Origin of the sequence: Citrobacter sp. CK180, assembly GCF_030333655.1 — a bacterium.
GTDB classification, from domain to species: Bacteria; Pseudomonadota; Gammaproteobacteria; order Enterobacterales; family Enterobacteriaceae; genus Citrobacter_B; species Citrobacter_B koseri.
Genome location: NZ_JAOWFM010000043.1, coordinates 192,320 through 206,924, shown reverse-complemented (window position 1 = coordinate 206,924; position 14,605 = coordinate 192,320). Strand labels below are relative to the sequence as shown.

The window sequence follows — 14,605 nt, the reverse complement described above, 5'->3', positions numbered from 1 at the left end:
ATGCAACAGGCCACGGCAGCGGAAGTCAGGCGTAACGCTTCCGCCATTCTCAAAGCTCCTCGCCGTATGCCTGTGGCTGAGGCAGTACAGAAATTTATGCGCGTACCGATGGGCGCTGGCAACTCGGTTCCGTGGGATCCTGCCGTTGCCCCTTATGTGATTGAGCCGATGAACTGCCTTGCGATGCGTGAATACGACGCAGTGGTGTTTGTTGGCCCGGCGCGAACGGGTAAAACGATCGGCCTGGTCGATGGCTGGGTTGTCTACAACATCGTCTGCGATCCGTCGGATATGTTGGTCGTCCAGATGACGGAGGAGAAAGCGCGGGAACACTCAAAAAAGCGTCTGGCGCGAACCTTCCGTGTTAGTCCGGAGGTGACAAAACGCCTGAGCCCGTTGCGGAACGACAACAACGTGCACGATCGGACGTTTCTGGCCGGTAACTATCTCAAGATTGGCTGGCCCTCCATCAACATCATGTCCTCGTCAGATTTTAAATGCGTGGCTCTGACGGATTATGACCGTTTCCCAGAGGATATTGACGGTGAGGGTGACGGTTTTACCTTGGCGTCCAAACGTACCACCACCTTTATGTCCGCCGGTATGACCCTGGTGGAGTGTTCACCAGGCCGGGACATTCGCGACAGTAAATGGCGGCGCAAGTCTCCCCATGAGGCACCGCCAACAACTGGCGCACTTTCACTGTATAACCGTGGCGATCGCCGTCGCTGGTACTGGCCGTGCCCGCACTGCGGTGAATATTTTCAGCCAGCGATGGAGGCCATGACCGGCTACCGGGATGAACCGGATCCGGTTAAAGCCAGTGAGGCGGCACACCTGCTTTGCCCTCACTGCAGCAGCATTATCACTGCGGATAAAAAACGCGAGCTTAACGGTGTGGGGGTCTGGTTGCGAGAGGGGCAGAGCATTGACCATAACGGTAATATTTCCGGTGAGCCTCGCCGTTCGCGCATAGCGTCGTTCTGGATGGAGGGACCCGCAGCCGCGTACCAGACCTGGGCGCAGTTGGTGTATAAGCTGCTGACCGCGGAGCAGGAGTACGAGGCCACTGGCAGCGAAGAGACCCTCAAGGCGGTGATCAACACCGACTGGGGTCTGCCGTACCTGCCGCGCTCCGCCAGCGAACAGCGACGCGCCGATGCGCTAATGTTGCGCGCGGAAGACTACGGTAAACGGCTGGTGCCGCCCAAAGTCCGTTTCCTGCTGGCGTCAGTTGACGTACAGGGCGGGAAGAAACGCCGCTTTGTGGTCCAGATCATTGGCTACGGTGAAAACGGGGAACGCTGGCTGGTGGATCGCTATAACATCCGCCAGTCCCTGCGCTGCGATGAAAATGGCGAAACTCAGCCAGTGCATCCGGGCTCCTATCCTGAAGACTGGAAGCTGCTGATCACGGATGTGCTGGAAAAAACGTATCCGCTCCAGTCCACTCCTTCGCGGCGGATGCCCGTACTGGCAATGGCGGTCGACAGTGGCGGGGAAGATGGTGTCACGGATAACGCCTATAAATTCTGGCGTCAGTGTCGCCGTGATGGTCTGGGTAAACGGGTTTACCTGATTAAAGGGGACAGCACGAAACGCCAGAAAATCATTACCAGAACCCATCCCGATAACACTGACCGAAGCGATCGCCGGGCGGATGCGCGCGGCGAGGTTCCGGTTTATCTGTTGCAGACAGACCTGCTTAAAGACCAGCTCAGTAATAACCTCGAGCGTGAAACGCCCGGGGCGGGGTATATCCATTTTCCTGACTGGCTCGGGGAATGGTTCTACGAGGAACTGACCTACGAAGAACGTGGGACAGACGGAAAATGGCGTAAACCGGGAAAAGGCAATAACGAAGCCTTTGACCTTTTCTGTTATGCCCACGCTGTCGCGATCCTGCGCGGCTACGAAAAAATCCGTGACTGGGAACAACCACCAGCCTGGGCGGCTGCTCAGGATATCAATTCAAACATTATTGACGGGGAACGCCCCAGGGAGATTGCTGTGAAAAAAGCGGTGCCTGCACGTTCGTCTCCGGTTTCAGAAACTGAACAGGCCAGCACGCTGTCTGGCGGCTGGCTGGGTGTCAGCGAAAACGGAGGCTGGCTGTGACGAAAACAGAAATTCAGCAGATGCTGGTTACGGTTCGCCAGGCTTACCGTGACTCCCTTGATGGTAAAAGCGTGTCTTTCACTGGTGTGAACGGGCGCGCCATTACTAACCATAATCCGGTAGCGCTGCGTAAAGAGCTGGAATACTGGGAAAAACGCTGGGAAACCGTGAGTCGTCGCAGCGGTTCTTTCAAACTCGCTAACTTTCTTTAAGGCTTCACATGGGCATTTTTGACAGAGCACTTGGCGCCATTGCGCCAGGGTGGGCGGTTGCGCGTGCACGAAACAGAATGCTGCTGCAGGCGTATGAAGCCGCGCAGCCGTCGCGCCTTCATAAAGGAAAACGGGAAAGCCGTTCTGCGGATACGGCGGTCTTTGCCGCTGGCGTGTCGTTGCGCGAGCAGGCAAGGGCGCTGGATGAAGATCACGACATCGTCATTGGCCTGCTGGACAAACTGGAAGAGCGGGTAATCGGCGCGCAGGGGATTCAGGTGGAGCCGCAGCCGCTGGGGCTGGATGGCAAGCTGCATGAAGATTTTGCAGCCAGGATATCCGCGCTCTGGTCCGAATGGTCGGTGCGCCCGGAGGTGACAGGCATGTTCACGCGGCCGGAAGCCGAGCGGCTGGCCCTGCGCTCTGCGCTGCGTGACGGTGAAATTTTTACCCAGCTGGTGCGCGGGCCGGTAGCGGGGTTGACCCATTCAACCAGCGTGCCGTTTTCGCTTGAACTTCTTGAAGCCGATTTTGTGCCGATGAATCTCAACAGCGTCGCCGGGCAGCAGGTGCGGCAGGGCATTATCGTCAACGCATGGGGCAGGCCGACGGGATACCGCGTCTATAAGTATCACCCGGCGAACATGGCCCGTTTCAGCGCCGAGCTTAAAACCGTTTCGGCAGAAAACATGCTGCATCTTGCGCAGCGGCGACGCCTGCACCAGTTGCGCGGCGTCAGCCTGTTGCACGGCGTGATTAAACGTCTGAGCGATATCAAGGACTACGAAGAGAGTGAACGTGTGGCCGCCCGCATCGCTGCCGCGCTGGGCTTTTATATCAAACGCGGGGATGCGGCCAGTTTTCCAGTGGATGACGACTGGAAAGGGCCTGAGAAAAAATACCGTCATTTCGATATCGCGCCGGGCATGATTTTTGACGATCTGGCGCCGGGTGAAGATCTTGGGATGGTTGAGTCAAACCGCCCGAACGTTCATCTCCATGAATTCCGCAACGGTCAGCTGCGTGCCGTCGCCGCTGGCAGCCGGGGCACCTATTCCAGCATTGCCCGTGACTATAACGGCACTTACAGCGCCCAGCGGCAGGAACTGGTGGAGGGGCAGGAAGGCTACAACGTCCTGCAGCAATGGTTTGTCGGTCAGCACAGTCGCCCGGTATATCGCGCCTGGCTGGCGATGGCGCTGCTCACGATGGATATCCCGTCAGATGTAGACCGCCAGACGCTGTTCAACGCGACCTATCTCGGTCCGGTGATGCCGTGGATCGACCCGGTGAAAGAGGCCAACGCCTGGAAGGGGATTGTCCGTGGCGGCGCGGGAACCGAAGCAGAATGGATACGCGCCCGCGGTCAGTCTCCCCAGGAGGTCAAACGCCAGCGAATGCGCGAAACCGAATTTAACCGTAAACACGGGCTGGTGTTTGATTCAGATGCCGCCAACGACAAAGGAGCTATGCCTGATGCAACCGCAAAACAAACCGGGCAGCCGCCGGAAGATGATGATTAACCCCCGCGCCAGCCTGGCGGGCGTTGATGCCGCAAATGGCCAGTGCTGGTATGAGATCCGCGCGCTGGCCGCCGGGCGCGTGGAGATTTTCCTTTATGACGTGATCGGCGGATGGGGGATCACCGCCCAGCAGTTTGTCACGGACTGTAAGGAGGCCGGTGTTTTCGACGCCAGCGCAGTGGATTTGCATATTCACAGTCCCGGCGGCGATGTGATGCAGGGGTTTGCGATCTATAACACCCTGGCGCGGCTGAAAGCGAAAGTGGATATCTGGGTGGACGGTGTGGCGGCCAGTATGGCTTCGATGATTGTCTGTTTGCCTGGCGCCACGGTGCATATGCCGGAAAACGCCTGGCTTATGGTGCATAAACCGTGGGGTGGTATCGCCGGGGATTCTGACGATATGCGGGATTATGCCGACTGGCTGGATCGTAATGAAGCGCTGATGCTCAGTGCCTACATGAACAAGACCGGGCTTGGACAGGAAGAGCTGGAAGCAATGCTGAAAGCTGAAACCTGGCTCAACGGCGCTGAAGCGGTGGAAAAAGGCTTCGCCGACACGCTTGAACCTGAACTGCAGGCTGCGGCCTGTGTGAATGAAAATAAACTGAAGGATTACCAGAATATGCCTGAACAGATTAAGACCCTTTTTACGCCGCGTGCCGAAGCCCCGGTGAATCAGCCGCCTGCTCCGGTTCAGCAGCCCGCACCAGTGCAGGCAACCCAGACCCAGCCGGCACCACAACAGCCCGCGCCGCAGATGACAAACATCGATATCACCGCGCTGGCTCAGCAACTACAGCAGCAGATGCAGACGGCGAACGCGGAACGCGTGAATACGGTTTCCGCTGTGTTTGAGGCGTTCCCGACCTTCGCGACGCTGAAGGCTGAATGCCTTGCCGACTTTTCCTGCACGGCTGAAAAGGCCCGTGACAAACTGCTGCAGGCGCTGGCCGCAGGGACAACCCCGAGTGCGGGCCCGGGCGCTATTCATCTTTATGCCGGTAACGGCAATCTTGTCGGTGATTCCATTCGCGCGGCCATCATGGCCCGGGCGGGCTATGCGCAGGCTGAGAAGGATAACGCCTATAACGGCTATACCCTGCGTGAACTGGCGCGCGCGTCGCTGGTGGATCGCGGTATCGGTATTTCCGGTCACGGTGCACCGCTGGCGATGGTCGGGCTGGCGTTCACCCACAGCAGCAGCGATTTCGGCAATATCCTGATGGATGTGGCGCACAAGGCTGCACTGCTGGGCTGGGATGAGGCAAACGAAACCTTCGACCAGTGGACCCGCAAGGGCACGCTGACCGATTTCAAAACCGCGCATCGCGCAGGTCTGGACTCTTTCCCGACCTTGCGCAAGGTGCGTGCCGGGGCGGAATATAAGTACGTCACCCTGAAGGATCGCGGAGAACCCATTGCGCTGGCGACCTATGGCGAGCTTTTCAGCATCGATCGCCAGGCCATCATTAACGACGATATGGATATGCTTACTCGTATCCCGATGGCGATGGGTGGCGCTGCGCGCGCAACTGTCGGCGATCTGGTCTGGGCAGTACTGACCAGCAACCCGAAAATGTCGGACGGCAAGCCGTTGTTCCACGCCGATCATGGCAACCTGATAGCGGCTGACCTGAGCATCGATGGACTGGATGATGGACGTAAGGCGATGCTGCTACAAAAATCCGGCGATCGTCATCTCAATATCCGTCCGGCTTTTGCGTTGACGCCGGTTGCTATTGAATCCCGTGCTAACCAGTTGATCAAATCCGCCAGCGTGCCGGGGGCAGATGCCAACAGCGGCATCAATAACCCGATCCAGAACTTCGCAACCGTCCTTTCCGAAGCTCGTCTGGATGACAGCAGTCCGACAGATTACTACCTGTCGGCGGCGAAGGGCCGCGACACTATCGAAGTTGCTTATCTGGATGGGATTGATACCCCGTATCTTGAGCAGCAGCAGGGCTTCACCGTGGACGGTGCCGCATTCAAGGTGCGCATCGATGCGGGGGTGGCGCCGCTTGACTGGCGCGGCATGGTTAAAGTTACCAAAAAATAAACGACCGTCTTCTGACGGTTTTTTTTATTACGGAGCGGCGCGTGCTGCTCCTTTTCATCCGGAGAGAAAAATGGCGAAGAACTATCAGCAGGACGGCAACACTCTTGATTTTCATAATACCGGTGCGGCAGATATTCATTCAGGTGAAGCCGTACTTTCAGGGGCGCTGGTGGGCGTAGCTCACGATGATATCCCGGCAGGATTGTGGGGCGTACTGCATACCACAGGCGTATTCGTACTTCCAAAGGCGGCTGAAGTGGTCACTGTTGGCCAGAAACTGTATCTGGCAGACGGTAAACTGACTGCGGAAGCGGGTGAGGAGGCTGCGCCGAACCCTCTGGCGGGTACGGCCTGGGCTGGGGCTGCTGCTGATGACGAGTTCGTTCCTGTACGGCTTGGCTACTGATGAACCGTTTCCGTGAACGTCTGGCGAGAGCGGATGCCCGGATAGACCGGGCATTTGCCGAAGAGGTTCCGGCCATTATTTCTGTCGGTGATAAGCAGCGGCCCGTTACGGTGATTTTCGAATCGCCGGACGCGCCTGTCAGCGTGCCGGGAGGCGGAGAAATCCAGAACCATGCCCCGGCCTTCAGCGCCATGACCGCAGATATTGCCGGACTGTCAAAGCACGACCGGGTCCTGATTAACAATTTACCCTGGCGTGTCACTCATGTCGGTGCTGATGAAGAAGGGCGAACACGGGTTACACTGGCATACGGGGAGCCGGGTAAGCCCCAGCCCGAAATAACGAAGTGGAGCTGATATGGCGCGGGGATCACGGTTGCGGCGGGATTTACCTGTCGATATTGATGTGGATGTTATCTGGGGAATAGCGGAAAGCATTGGGGCAACCCAGAAACAATTTCGCGCGGCATATTCAAGGGCATTAAAGCGGACAGCGGCCACATTACGAAAAAAGGCAATGGCCGATCTGAAAGATGGCCTGGCCCCCAGAAGCATTAATCTGGTGCGTCGCCGGTTGCTTTCATTCCGTCTGGATCGCGGTTCCCGCCTCGATAATTTTCGTCTCTGGTTTGGTCTCAACGCCATAAAAGTGAAGGATCTCAAAGGGCGTATTTCCGGCAGGATCAGGCCTCATCACACGCGCAGGGACAAAAATACCGGGCGATTCATTCAAGCCAGGCGGCAGGCCGATAACGCGGGATTCACGCCGAAAGGCCGTCTGCTGTCGGCACGCACGTTTGAGAATGGCGAGGTTGCACGCTCCCGACGGGAAAACCGCCGGACGGTGGTGATTCGTGACCCGCAGACCCGCCGCACCCATGAGGCTGAAATTGATATCTACGAACCGATGCTGAACTACATCGAGGATAACGCCTTTGCAGAAGCGATGGAGATTTTTATGCATCACTTTGAAACCGATCTGCGCGGGCGTGTGAAAGCCCGTATTTCTGTCTGAGGTAATGAACGATGGCGGAGCCACTCCTGCTGGCGCAGTATCACGACGCCGTGATCGGCGCGCTGAAAAAAATTGAATGGGTCCGGGATGCTGATGCCTACCCGGAAAAAAATGTACCGCGCTTTTCCGGCCTGGTCACGCCCGCTGTCTGGCTCACCATTAACGGCTGGGAGCAGGGCGGGGGAAACGAAGGGCAACTGAACGTGGTGCTTTCCTGCGATCTCTTTGTGGTGGTGGACCCCGCCGCTTCAGGCGTCAGCAAGCCAGAAATTTTCCTGCGCACGGCGGCGGCTGATATTACCCAGTGGATCGACGGACAGCAGTTCGGTCTGAATTATCCTGAACCCGCCGTTTTCATTGATGCCGGGCGCGATGAATTTGATCCGCGCATGGATGACTATCTTGTCTGGCGTATTTCTTACACGCAGTCAGCGGCCTTCGGTGCAGATCCGTTTGCGCAGCTGAATGCTCCGCTTAAAGCTGTCTGGCTCGGTAAGGCGCCGGATATTGGGCGCGCGCATGTGGACGATTACCGGCTGATTTACGAGGCAAAACCTGATGAGTGATATTGAGGGTGACTTACAGCGCAGGCTGGCGAACATCGTGCGGCGCGGCGTCATCCATTCAGTGAAGCATGATGGTATCCCGAAATGCCGGGTCGATTTGGGCGATATCGTTACCGCCTGGCTGCCACTCTGTCAGGGCTTTGCGGGCGCTAACCGTGCGGACTCCAATCCATATGCGGTGGGGGATGCGGTCACGGTGCTGTCTGAGGCCGGTGAGCTGAACAACGGACGAGTGTATCCGGGCTGGAATACCGGCGCGATGCCAGTACCGGGAGGCAGCGAAAGTGAGCATATCACCCGCTACGGCGACGGTACTGAGATCCGGTACGACCGCGCGGCGCATGCCCTGACGATCACCCTGGCAGCGGGCGGCACATACACCATCGTCGGGAAAGGGACGCTGGATGGTCCTGTTGAAATCACTGACACCCTCACCGTCCAGGGTAAAACGCAGATCAACGCCGACACGAATGTGATCGGAAATATCGGTGCCACGAAGGAGATCACTGATAAAGCCGGCAGTATGAGCAAAATCCGCGAGACCTTTAACGACCATGATCACCCCGGCGACAGCGGCGGGACCACGGGAAAAACTAATCAGAAAATGTGACCTGCTTCGGCAGGTTTTTTTATGCCTGGAGATAAAACATGGCTCAGTTACATGGTGTTGAAACAATTGAACTGACATCGGGAACCGTTGCTGTCACGACGATTCAGACGGCCATCATTGGCCTTGTGGGAACCGCCCCGGACGCGTCTGACGGAACAGCGGCTTCGGGGTCATCCGGCACGCCGATTCTGGATAACGTTCTCGACTTCACCGCAACCCTGAAGGGGCGGGGCGGGAATATTATCAATGTTGAAGCGGTGGCCGGACAGACGGATGCAGAAAATCCGGTTGCCGTCGGGACATCTGCGGTCTGGGACCCGGAGTCGCTTACCCTGAAGATCTCGCTGGGCTGCGATGAAAATGGCGTCATTACCGCCACACCCGCAGAGGTGGCCGGGGTCGTCAATGAGGCTGAAGGGGGAAAGGTAAAGGCAGCAGGCGCCGGAGGCGGGCTTGTTTCGCCATTCATCCTCCAGCTATCCGGCGGCGAGGATGAACCTTTTCCGCTCAACATGCCTGTGGCGGTCGTCGGGACCACGCTGTTATCCCGCCTCGGTGATAACGGGACGCTGAAACAGGCCCTGACCGATATCAACGATCAGCGTAATGCGCTGACGGTGGTTGTGCGTGTTGCGCAGGAGAGTGAGGAAACTAAACAGCGCGCGGCAGTCCTGAAGGGGATCGGGCTGCTGTCATCAGCGAAATCTGTCACCACGTATCAGCCGCGTATTGTGATTGCGCCAGGTTTCAGTGAAGACGATGCGGCGGGGAAAGCGCTGGAGACCGTCGCCGGAAAACTCCGGGCGATCGCTTATGTGGACTGTGCTTCCGGCGCAACCCTGCAGGAAGTGGTGCAGCGCCGCCAGTCCTATGGCGCACGGACAGAATTGCTGCGACCGCGCGTCCAGGTCAGTAACGCTGACGGCCAGCTGGTGTACCGTCCTTATTCTGCCTTTGCCGCCGGGTTGCGCGCCAGAATCGATTACGAAAAAGGCTGGTGGTGGAGTAAATCCAACCAGGAGATCTACAACATCCTGGGCGTTGAACAGGTGGATGAATTTATTCTTGGCGAAGAGAACTGTGATGCCAACCTGCTCAATATGCAGAACGTTTCCACCATTATCCGCCGTGCCGGGTTTAAACACTGGGGGAACCGGCTGTGCGCGACCGATCCACAATGGCGTTTTGAATCCGTCCGACGTACAGCGGATGTGATTGAGGACAGCATCCAGGAAGCCATGCTGGAGTATGTGGACCGCCCTCTTGATCGTGAGAACGCGGACGACATTATCGGCACCATCAATGCTTATATGCGCCAGCTTGTGGGACTGAGGGCCATTTTCGGCGGGCGGGCCTGGCTGGATGAAGAGCTGAACACCGCAGAAAGCATGGCTGCGGGTGTCCTGTACATCAACTACGATTTCGGGCCGAAATCGCCGACTGAACTCATCAGCCTGCGTGTCCGGGTGAACAACAACTATGCGCTTGAGGAGATGCTTGCAGCATGAGCGATAAAAATACATTACGCGTCTGGACCTTCTTCCGGCAGGGGATTCGTATCCAGGGGGCGCATGAGTTTACGCCGCCGTCTCTGGCTGTTGTTAAAACAGATCTGCGTACCGGCGCCCAGGACGCTCCCACTCCGGTGGATGACGGTATGGAGGCGCTGACCTGCCAGGTCAAATTCTATGGCATTGATGCTGACATGCTTGCCAGCTTCGGTTTTGTCAGCGGCAGCCGTTCCCGGTTTACGGCCTATCAGGGGTATCTGGGCAATGGTACAGCGCGGGGGACGGTTGAGGAAATTGAAGGTTTTGTCCAGACCGTCACACCGGATGCCCGTGGAAAAGAAAACCTGTCTGAAAATGCCGTTACGGTGGATATTGCCGTGAATTATTACCGGCAGTCGCTGGAGGGCCGGGAGCTTTTTGCCATTGATACCGAGCGTTTTGCGCGCCGTGTCAATGGTGTGGATGTCCTGTCCGGCCTGGCCGCAAAAGTTCGCCTCTGATTCCCCTTTTTACAATAACGGCCTGCGGGCCGTTTTTTTATGGAGTTATTTATGAGTATTCCCGGTGAAACCCGTGTAATCAGACTGTTCTCCCCCGTCACGCTTGAGGGGGGCGCGGTACTTGATGAAGTGACAATGCGTGAGCCACTTGTTCGTGACCGTATCGCTCATGCAAAGGATCGTGGCAATGAAGAAGAAAAAGAAGCCCGCATGATCGCTCTGCTCTGCAACCTCAGCGAACGGGATATCTGGCAACTGACAGCGGCGGATTATGCACAACTGCTGGACACATTTAACGTTTTTATGCTCCCGCCCGCGAAGCGACCGAAAGAGGACTTCTCCGGGCAGTAAGGTTTCTCGGGCGGCGTCTGCATTTTCCGATGGCGGATTATCTTGATATGCCGTTCAGCACTTTTACCGATTTTCTGACTGATGAACTGGAGGTAATGAACCGTGGCCGGAATAAGCCAGAACCTTAAGGCCGTTATTACTTTCGGCGGTAACATCGACAGTTCCTGGAGCCGTTCGGCAAACGGCCTGCAGAAAAGCCTGAAGGATATCGGCAGGCAGTCTGAACGGCTGACAAAGGACCAGACAAAGCTGGCTGCGGAGATTAAACGCGCAAAGCTGGCGGGGGAAAGCCTGGGCGATCTTAAACGGCGTTATTCGGAAGTGTCCAGGGAGATCAGGAAAACAGAGACTGAACAGCAGAAACTGAATGCACAGTTGCAGAAAGCGCAGCGCATACAGTCATTCAAGAGCGCTGGCAAGGGGCTGTTCCGGCGCGGGCTGGGGATCGCCGGGCAACTGGGTGGGATGGTCGGGCCGGGGCTGGCGATTGGCGGCGGCGGTGTGGTGGCCTCCGCGCTTGGTACGCTTATCGCCCCGGCAGCCACCAACGCAGAAACCGCCCAGCGCGCGAATGTGGCAAAAAGCTACGGTGTGGATGTCACCACGTTTAATGCCTGGGACACGCTGGCAAAACAGTACGATATGAACGGGGAAAATATTGGCGATCTGTTCGAAGAGTATCTGCATAAAGCCGGTGAGTATAAGCAGAACGGTAAGCAGGGGTCGCTGCAGGATGCTTTTGAAACGCTGGGCTTCAAAGCCGGTGATTTTGCCGGACTCAGTGATATGGCGCAGTTCAATAAAATTGTTGAGCGCGCGCTCAGCCTGGAGGATGAGTCAAAAGCCTCCTTTGCGCTGGATTCCCTTTTCGGAGGAGAAGCCAGCAAACTGCTGATGCTCATCAAACAGTCCGGCAGAAGTTACCGCGAACTGATGGATGAGCAGCGCCGCTATAACCTTGTCACAAAAGAAGGGGCAGAGGGTGCGATTGCAGGGCATCAGGCCATCAGTAACCTGCGTACTGTGTTCTCCTCCGCTGTTGCTGAAATATCCGGGCAACTGGGTAATGAGCTGGCCCCGGATGTACGGCGCCTGACGGATGATCTTGCCGACTGGTTTAAAGGCGGCGGGATAAAACGCATTGTTACTTTTCTGCGTAATGATCTGTATCCGGGCGTCCTGTCTTTCGGTCAGGGCGTCGTTTTTGTCGGCAAAATTATTTATGCGCTGGCTAAAAAGCTTTCATGGCTGCTGCCCGACAGTTCTTCTGACCAGAAAGAGGTGCTTAAATCTCTGGCAATGACCGGATCGGTTGATATCGCACGAATGACCGCTCAGAGAAAGGGACAGGGAGAGTGGTTTGAGCAGACGCTGGCTGACAACCCGAATCTGCCCGATGAAGTGAAAAATGCGTATATCGGCACTAGGGGATTTATCAAAGACGACGATGAAACCTTCAATAAATCACTGGATAAGTACCTTACTCCTGACAGCAGCGGGACGCTTCTGAACTGGGATACCGCCCTGCAGCAGAATCGTGAGCGGGCATCCCAGGCTGGTGATACCCGGGAGAATACCAGCGCCTGGGATAAGTTTCAGTTATCCGTGGCTGGTGTGTCTGAACCGTCGGACAACGGAGGGCATGGCAGCGCCAGCGATCCGGGCAGGTACTCGCTACCATCCGCAAGGAGACCTGATGTATCCGGTGATCCGGCGCGGGCAACCAGTGATGCCGGATACTGGGACGCGCTGCTGCAGAGGATAGACAGCCTGGATAAACAGCCATCCCGGCAGATCACCGACAACCGGAAATTTGAGTACCGGTTCGAAATCAATGCAGCGCCGGGCCAGGATGAGAAAGCCATTGCGGATGAGGTGTCAGCCGTAACCAAAAATAATTCTGCATTTAACGGTGATAACAGCCTGACTGATGGAGGGCTTATCTGGTGAGTGAAATCATTCCATTGATTGAAGAATCCGGTCAGCGGCAGGCGGGCGCGCAGCGCGGCGCCCGGCAGGCCAGTGTCATGATGATGCTGGGGGATTTTGCCTTTTCGATTGATACCACCGCATATAACCAGCTTACACGCGAAGCCAGCTGGCGGTGGAGTGAGCAGGAACGGATAGGGAACCAGGACCTGCTCCAGTACACCGGCAAGCCCGGGCGGACTGTAAAACTTGAAGGACAGGCACACGCTTTTTTTCGAAAAGGCGTGGATGCGGTAAATGACCTTTTTGATCTTGCTGACATGGCCAGACCCCAGCAACTGGTCAGCGGTGAAGGGGATGTGCTCGGGTGGTGGGTAGTGACTGACTTTTCGGATACAACGAACCGCTTTCTGCCCGGTGGAGGCCATCGTAATAAAAACTGGACCATGACGTTAAAACATTATGCCGACGATATATCAAACCCGTGACGGTGATGTCCTGGATGCCATTTGCGCTTTGCATTATGGCACTGAAAACCTCTCTTATTCAGTAACACAGGTTCTGGAAGCAAATCAGGGGCTGGCGGATTACGGGGCGGTTTACTCTTCCGGCCTGCTTATCACCCTGCCTGATCTGGTGCTGCCCGTTGAGGATTCGCCTTTTAGTTTGTGGGATTAATATGGCTAATCAGATTACATCGCCTGAATATGCTCCGGCATTCAGTATTAAGGCAGAAGGAAAGGATATTACCCGCGCGCTGCAGCAGAGCCTGGCGGAGCTGACGCTGACGGATTATGGTGGCGCCACCGCGAAAGCGGATGAGCTGAAAATTACATTACTGTCTGAAACGCTGGCCCTCCCGACGAAGGGGGCCAGGCTGCAGGCGGCGCTGGGCTTTAACAATCATCTGGTGGACAAGGGCTGGTTTGTTGTCAGCGGTGTCGCCAGCAGTGGGCCGCCAAGACGAATCGAGATTTATGCAACCGCTGCACCGATGAATGCGCAGAAGCAACCGGGTGATGTGACAGGCCAGAAAACGCGGAGCTGGGATAATCTGCGCCTGGCCGATCTTGTCAAAACGGTTGCGAGGGATAATGGCCTTATCCCGAAAGTTGCCGCCGGGCTTGCTGATATACATATCGATCATATTGATCAGGTTGCTGAATCCGACGCGAATCTGCTGTCCCGTCTCGCCCGTACTTACAATGCGGTGAGTAAACCGGCTGGCGGTTACTGGCTTTTTTTACAGCAGGGGGCAACGGCTACGGTTTCCGGGAAACAAACCGAAGGGATCACTGTCACACCGGATGAAGTGTCGAACTGGACCTACAGTGAAGGACAGCGCGGCAGCTCCACGGGAAAAGCCACTGGCAGCGGGGGAAAGGCTGAAAAGAAAATCGGTGTTCGTTACTACGACGAAGCGGATGGAAAAACAAAAATGGTCTCCGTTGAACATGACGGCCCGGCAATGACTAACCCGTATACCCAGGCAGAGAAGAACACCGCCGAACAGCAGGCAAAAGCCAGAAAGACACAGGCCGGGCGGAATGAACAGAAAATGACGGTGACAGGCCCCTGCCGACCGAAGCATGTTCCGCTAACTGCCGAAGCCGGAGTGACGACATCCGGCTTTGGTTCCCGCGAAGATCGCAGCTGGGTTGTTGAATCACTCGTTTTTTCACTGACGCCCGCAGGGTTCAGTTACACGTATAACCTGGTCGTTGATATCCGCAGGCCCGCAAAATCTGCGAAAAAATCCGGCAAAGATAAGAACGGCCCGGATTATTTCGGTTAACCCTCCCG

16 protein-coding genes are annotated in these 14,605 nt (G+C 56.5%); all 16 read left to right on the top strand.

All coding sequences use genetic code 11. The annotated features are described in order from the left end of the window. The 16 genes from OGV50_RS08620 to OGV50_RS08545 all read left to right on the top strand — a co-directional run bounded on the left by OGV50_RS08620 (nucleotide 1) and on the right by OGV50_RS08545 (nucleotide 14,597). On the top strand, nucleotides 1–2,118 hold the full coding sequence (locus tag OGV50_RS08620; RefSeq protein WP_102987594.1) for a phage terminase large subunit family protein: 2,118 nt from the start codon (nucleotides 1–3) through the stop codon (nucleotides 2,116–2,118). Further along, nucleotides 2,115–2,330, top strand: coding sequence for a hypothetical protein (locus OGV50_RS08615; protein WP_200055836.1), 216 nt, complete (start codon nucleotides 2,115–2,117; stop codon nucleotides 2,328–2,330). Before OGV50_RS08620 ends, OGV50_RS08615 begins: the two co-directional genes overlap by 4 nt. Nucleotides 2,331–2,338: 8 nt before the next feature. Next, nucleotides 2,339–3,853, top strand: a complete 1,515-nt coding sequence (locus OGV50_RS08610; RefSeq protein ID WP_200029607.1) for a phage portal protein — start codon at nucleotides 2,339–2,341, stop codon at nucleotides 3,851–3,853. After that, entirely contained in the window at nucleotides 3,807–5,915 is a 2,109-nt protein-coding gene (locus OGV50_RS08605; protein WP_502873421.1) for a ClpP-like prohead protease/major capsid protein fusion protein, read from the top strand. Before OGV50_RS08610 ends, OGV50_RS08605 begins: the two co-directional genes overlap by 47 nt. 70 nt (nucleotides 5,916–5,985) lie before the next feature. Continuing rightward, a complete protein-coding gene (locus OGV50_RS08600; protein ID WP_286488476.1) occupies nucleotides 5,986–6,321 on the top strand; it encodes a DUF2190 family protein in 336 nt (111 codons plus the stop codon). Further along, entirely contained in the window at nucleotides 6,321–6,677 is a 357-nt protein-coding gene (locus OGV50_RS08595) for a head-tail joining protein (protein ID WP_275149056.1), read from the top strand. Before OGV50_RS08600 ends, OGV50_RS08595 begins: the two co-directional genes overlap by 1 nt. A 160-nt stretch (nucleotides 6,678–6,837) precedes the next feature. Next, the gene (locus tag OGV50_RS08590; RefSeq protein WP_286488475.1) at nucleotides 6,838–7,335 is read left to right on the top strand and encodes a hypothetical protein; all 498 of its coding nucleotides are present in this window, start codon (nucleotides 6,838–6,840) and stop codon (nucleotides 7,333–7,335) included. An 11-nt stretch (nucleotides 7,336–7,346) separates the two neighbouring features. Further along, entirely contained in the window at nucleotides 7,347–7,901 is a 555-nt protein-coding gene (locus tag OGV50_RS08585) for a hypothetical protein (protein ID WP_114647470.1), read from the top strand. After that, on the top strand, nucleotides 7,894–8,511 hold the full coding sequence (locus OGV50_RS08580; RefSeq protein ID WP_112002505.1) for a phage baseplate assembly protein V: 618 nt from the start codon (nucleotides 7,894–7,896) through the stop codon (nucleotides 8,509–8,511). The genes OGV50_RS08585 and OGV50_RS08580 overlap by 8 nt, the downstream gene beginning before the upstream one ends. Nucleotides 8,512–8,549: 38 nt before the next feature. Next, nucleotides 8,550–10,019: a phage tail sheath family protein gene (locus tag OGV50_RS08575; RefSeq protein WP_286488474.1), complete on the top strand. Its 1,470-nt coding sequence runs from the start codon at nucleotides 8,550–8,552 to the stop codon at nucleotides 10,017–10,019. Beyond that, the gene (locus OGV50_RS08570) at nucleotides 10,016–10,522 is read left to right on the top strand and encodes a phage major tail tube protein (protein ID WP_058668933.1); all 507 of its coding nucleotides are present in this window, start codon (nucleotides 10,016–10,018) and stop codon (nucleotides 10,520–10,522) included. Before OGV50_RS08575 ends, OGV50_RS08570 begins: the two co-directional genes overlap by 4 nt. A gap of 51 nt (nucleotides 10,523–10,573) precedes the next feature. Next, nucleotides 10,574–10,873 (top strand): phage tail assembly protein, encoded by a 300-nt coding sequence (locus OGV50_RS08565; RefSeq protein WP_114647467.1) that lies wholly within the window; start codon nucleotides 10,574–10,576, stop codon nucleotides 10,871–10,873. Between the two features lie 102 nt (nucleotides 10,874–10,975). After that, nucleotides 10,976–12,823, top strand: coding sequence for a hypothetical protein (locus OGV50_RS08560; protein WP_286488473.1), 1,848 nt, complete (start codon nucleotides 10,976–10,978; stop codon nucleotides 12,821–12,823). Next, the gene (locus OGV50_RS08555; protein ID WP_058668937.1) at nucleotides 12,820–13,290 is read left to right on the top strand and encodes a phage tail protein; all 471 of its coding nucleotides are present in this window, start codon (nucleotides 12,820–12,822) and stop codon (nucleotides 13,288–13,290) included. Before OGV50_RS08560 ends, OGV50_RS08555 begins: the two co-directional genes overlap by 4 nt. After that, nucleotides 13,265–13,480 carry a tail protein X gene (locus OGV50_RS08550; RefSeq protein ID WP_114647465.1) on the top strand — a complete coding sequence of 72 codons (216 nt, stop codon included), beginning with the start codon at nucleotides 13,265–13,267 and terminating at the stop codon, nucleotides 13,478–13,480. The genes OGV50_RS08555 and OGV50_RS08550 overlap by 26 nt, the downstream gene beginning before the upstream one ends. A 1-nt stretch (nucleotide 13,481) precedes the next feature. Further along, the gene (locus tag OGV50_RS08545; RefSeq protein ID WP_286488472.1) at nucleotides 13,482–14,597 is read left to right on the top strand and encodes a contractile injection system protein, VgrG/Pvc8 family; all 1,116 of its coding nucleotides are present in this window, start codon (nucleotides 13,482–13,484) and stop codon (nucleotides 14,595–14,597) included. The last annotated feature ends 8 nt before the right edge of the window (nucleotides 14,598–14,605 follow it).

Coding starts and splice junctions, on each gene's coding strand:
- OGV50_RS08620 (WP_102987594.1), top strand. CDS start 1: ATGCAACAGGCCACGGCAGCGGAAGTCAGGCGTAACGCTTCCGCCATT.
- OGV50_RS08610 (WP_200029607.1), top strand. CDS start 2,339: ATGGGCATTTTTGACAGAGCACTTGGCGCCATTGCGCCAGGGTGGGCG.
- OGV50_RS08605 (WP_502873421.1), top strand. CDS start 3,807: ATGCAACCGCAAAACAAACCGGGCAGCCGCCGGAAGATGATGATTAAC.
- OGV50_RS08600 (WP_286488476.1), top strand. CDS start 5,986: ATGGCGAAGAACTATCAGCAGGACGGCAACACTCTTGATTTTCATAAT.
- OGV50_RS08595 (WP_275149056.1), top strand. CDS start 6,321: ATGAACCGTTTCCGTGAACGTCTGGCGAGAGCGGATGCCCGGATAGAC.
- OGV50_RS08590 (WP_286488475.1), top strand. CDS start 6,838: ATGGCCGATCTGAAAGATGGCCTGGCCCCCAGAAGCATTAATCTGGTG.
- OGV50_RS08585 (WP_114647470.1), top strand. CDS start 7,347: ATGGCGGAGCCACTCCTGCTGGCGCAGTATCACGACGCCGTGATCGGC.
- OGV50_RS08580 (WP_112002505.1), top strand. CDS start 7,894: ATGAGTGATATTGAGGGTGACTTACAGCGCAGGCTGGCGAACATCGTG.
- OGV50_RS08575 (WP_286488474.1), top strand. CDS start 8,550: ATGGCTCAGTTACATGGTGTTGAAACAATTGAACTGACATCGGGAACC.
- OGV50_RS08570 (WP_058668933.1), top strand. CDS start 10,016: ATGAGCGATAAAAATACATTACGCGTCTGGACCTTCTTCCGGCAGGGG.
- OGV50_RS08565 (WP_114647467.1), top strand. CDS start 10,574: ATGAGTATTCCCGGTGAAACCCGTGTAATCAGACTGTTCTCCCCCGTC.
- OGV50_RS08550 (WP_114647465.1), top strand. CDS start 13,265: ATGCCGACGATATATCAAACCCGTGACGGTGATGTCCTGGATGCCATT.
- OGV50_RS08545 (WP_286488472.1), top strand. CDS start 13,482: ATGGCTAATCAGATTACATCGCCTGAATATGCTCCGGCATTCAGTATT.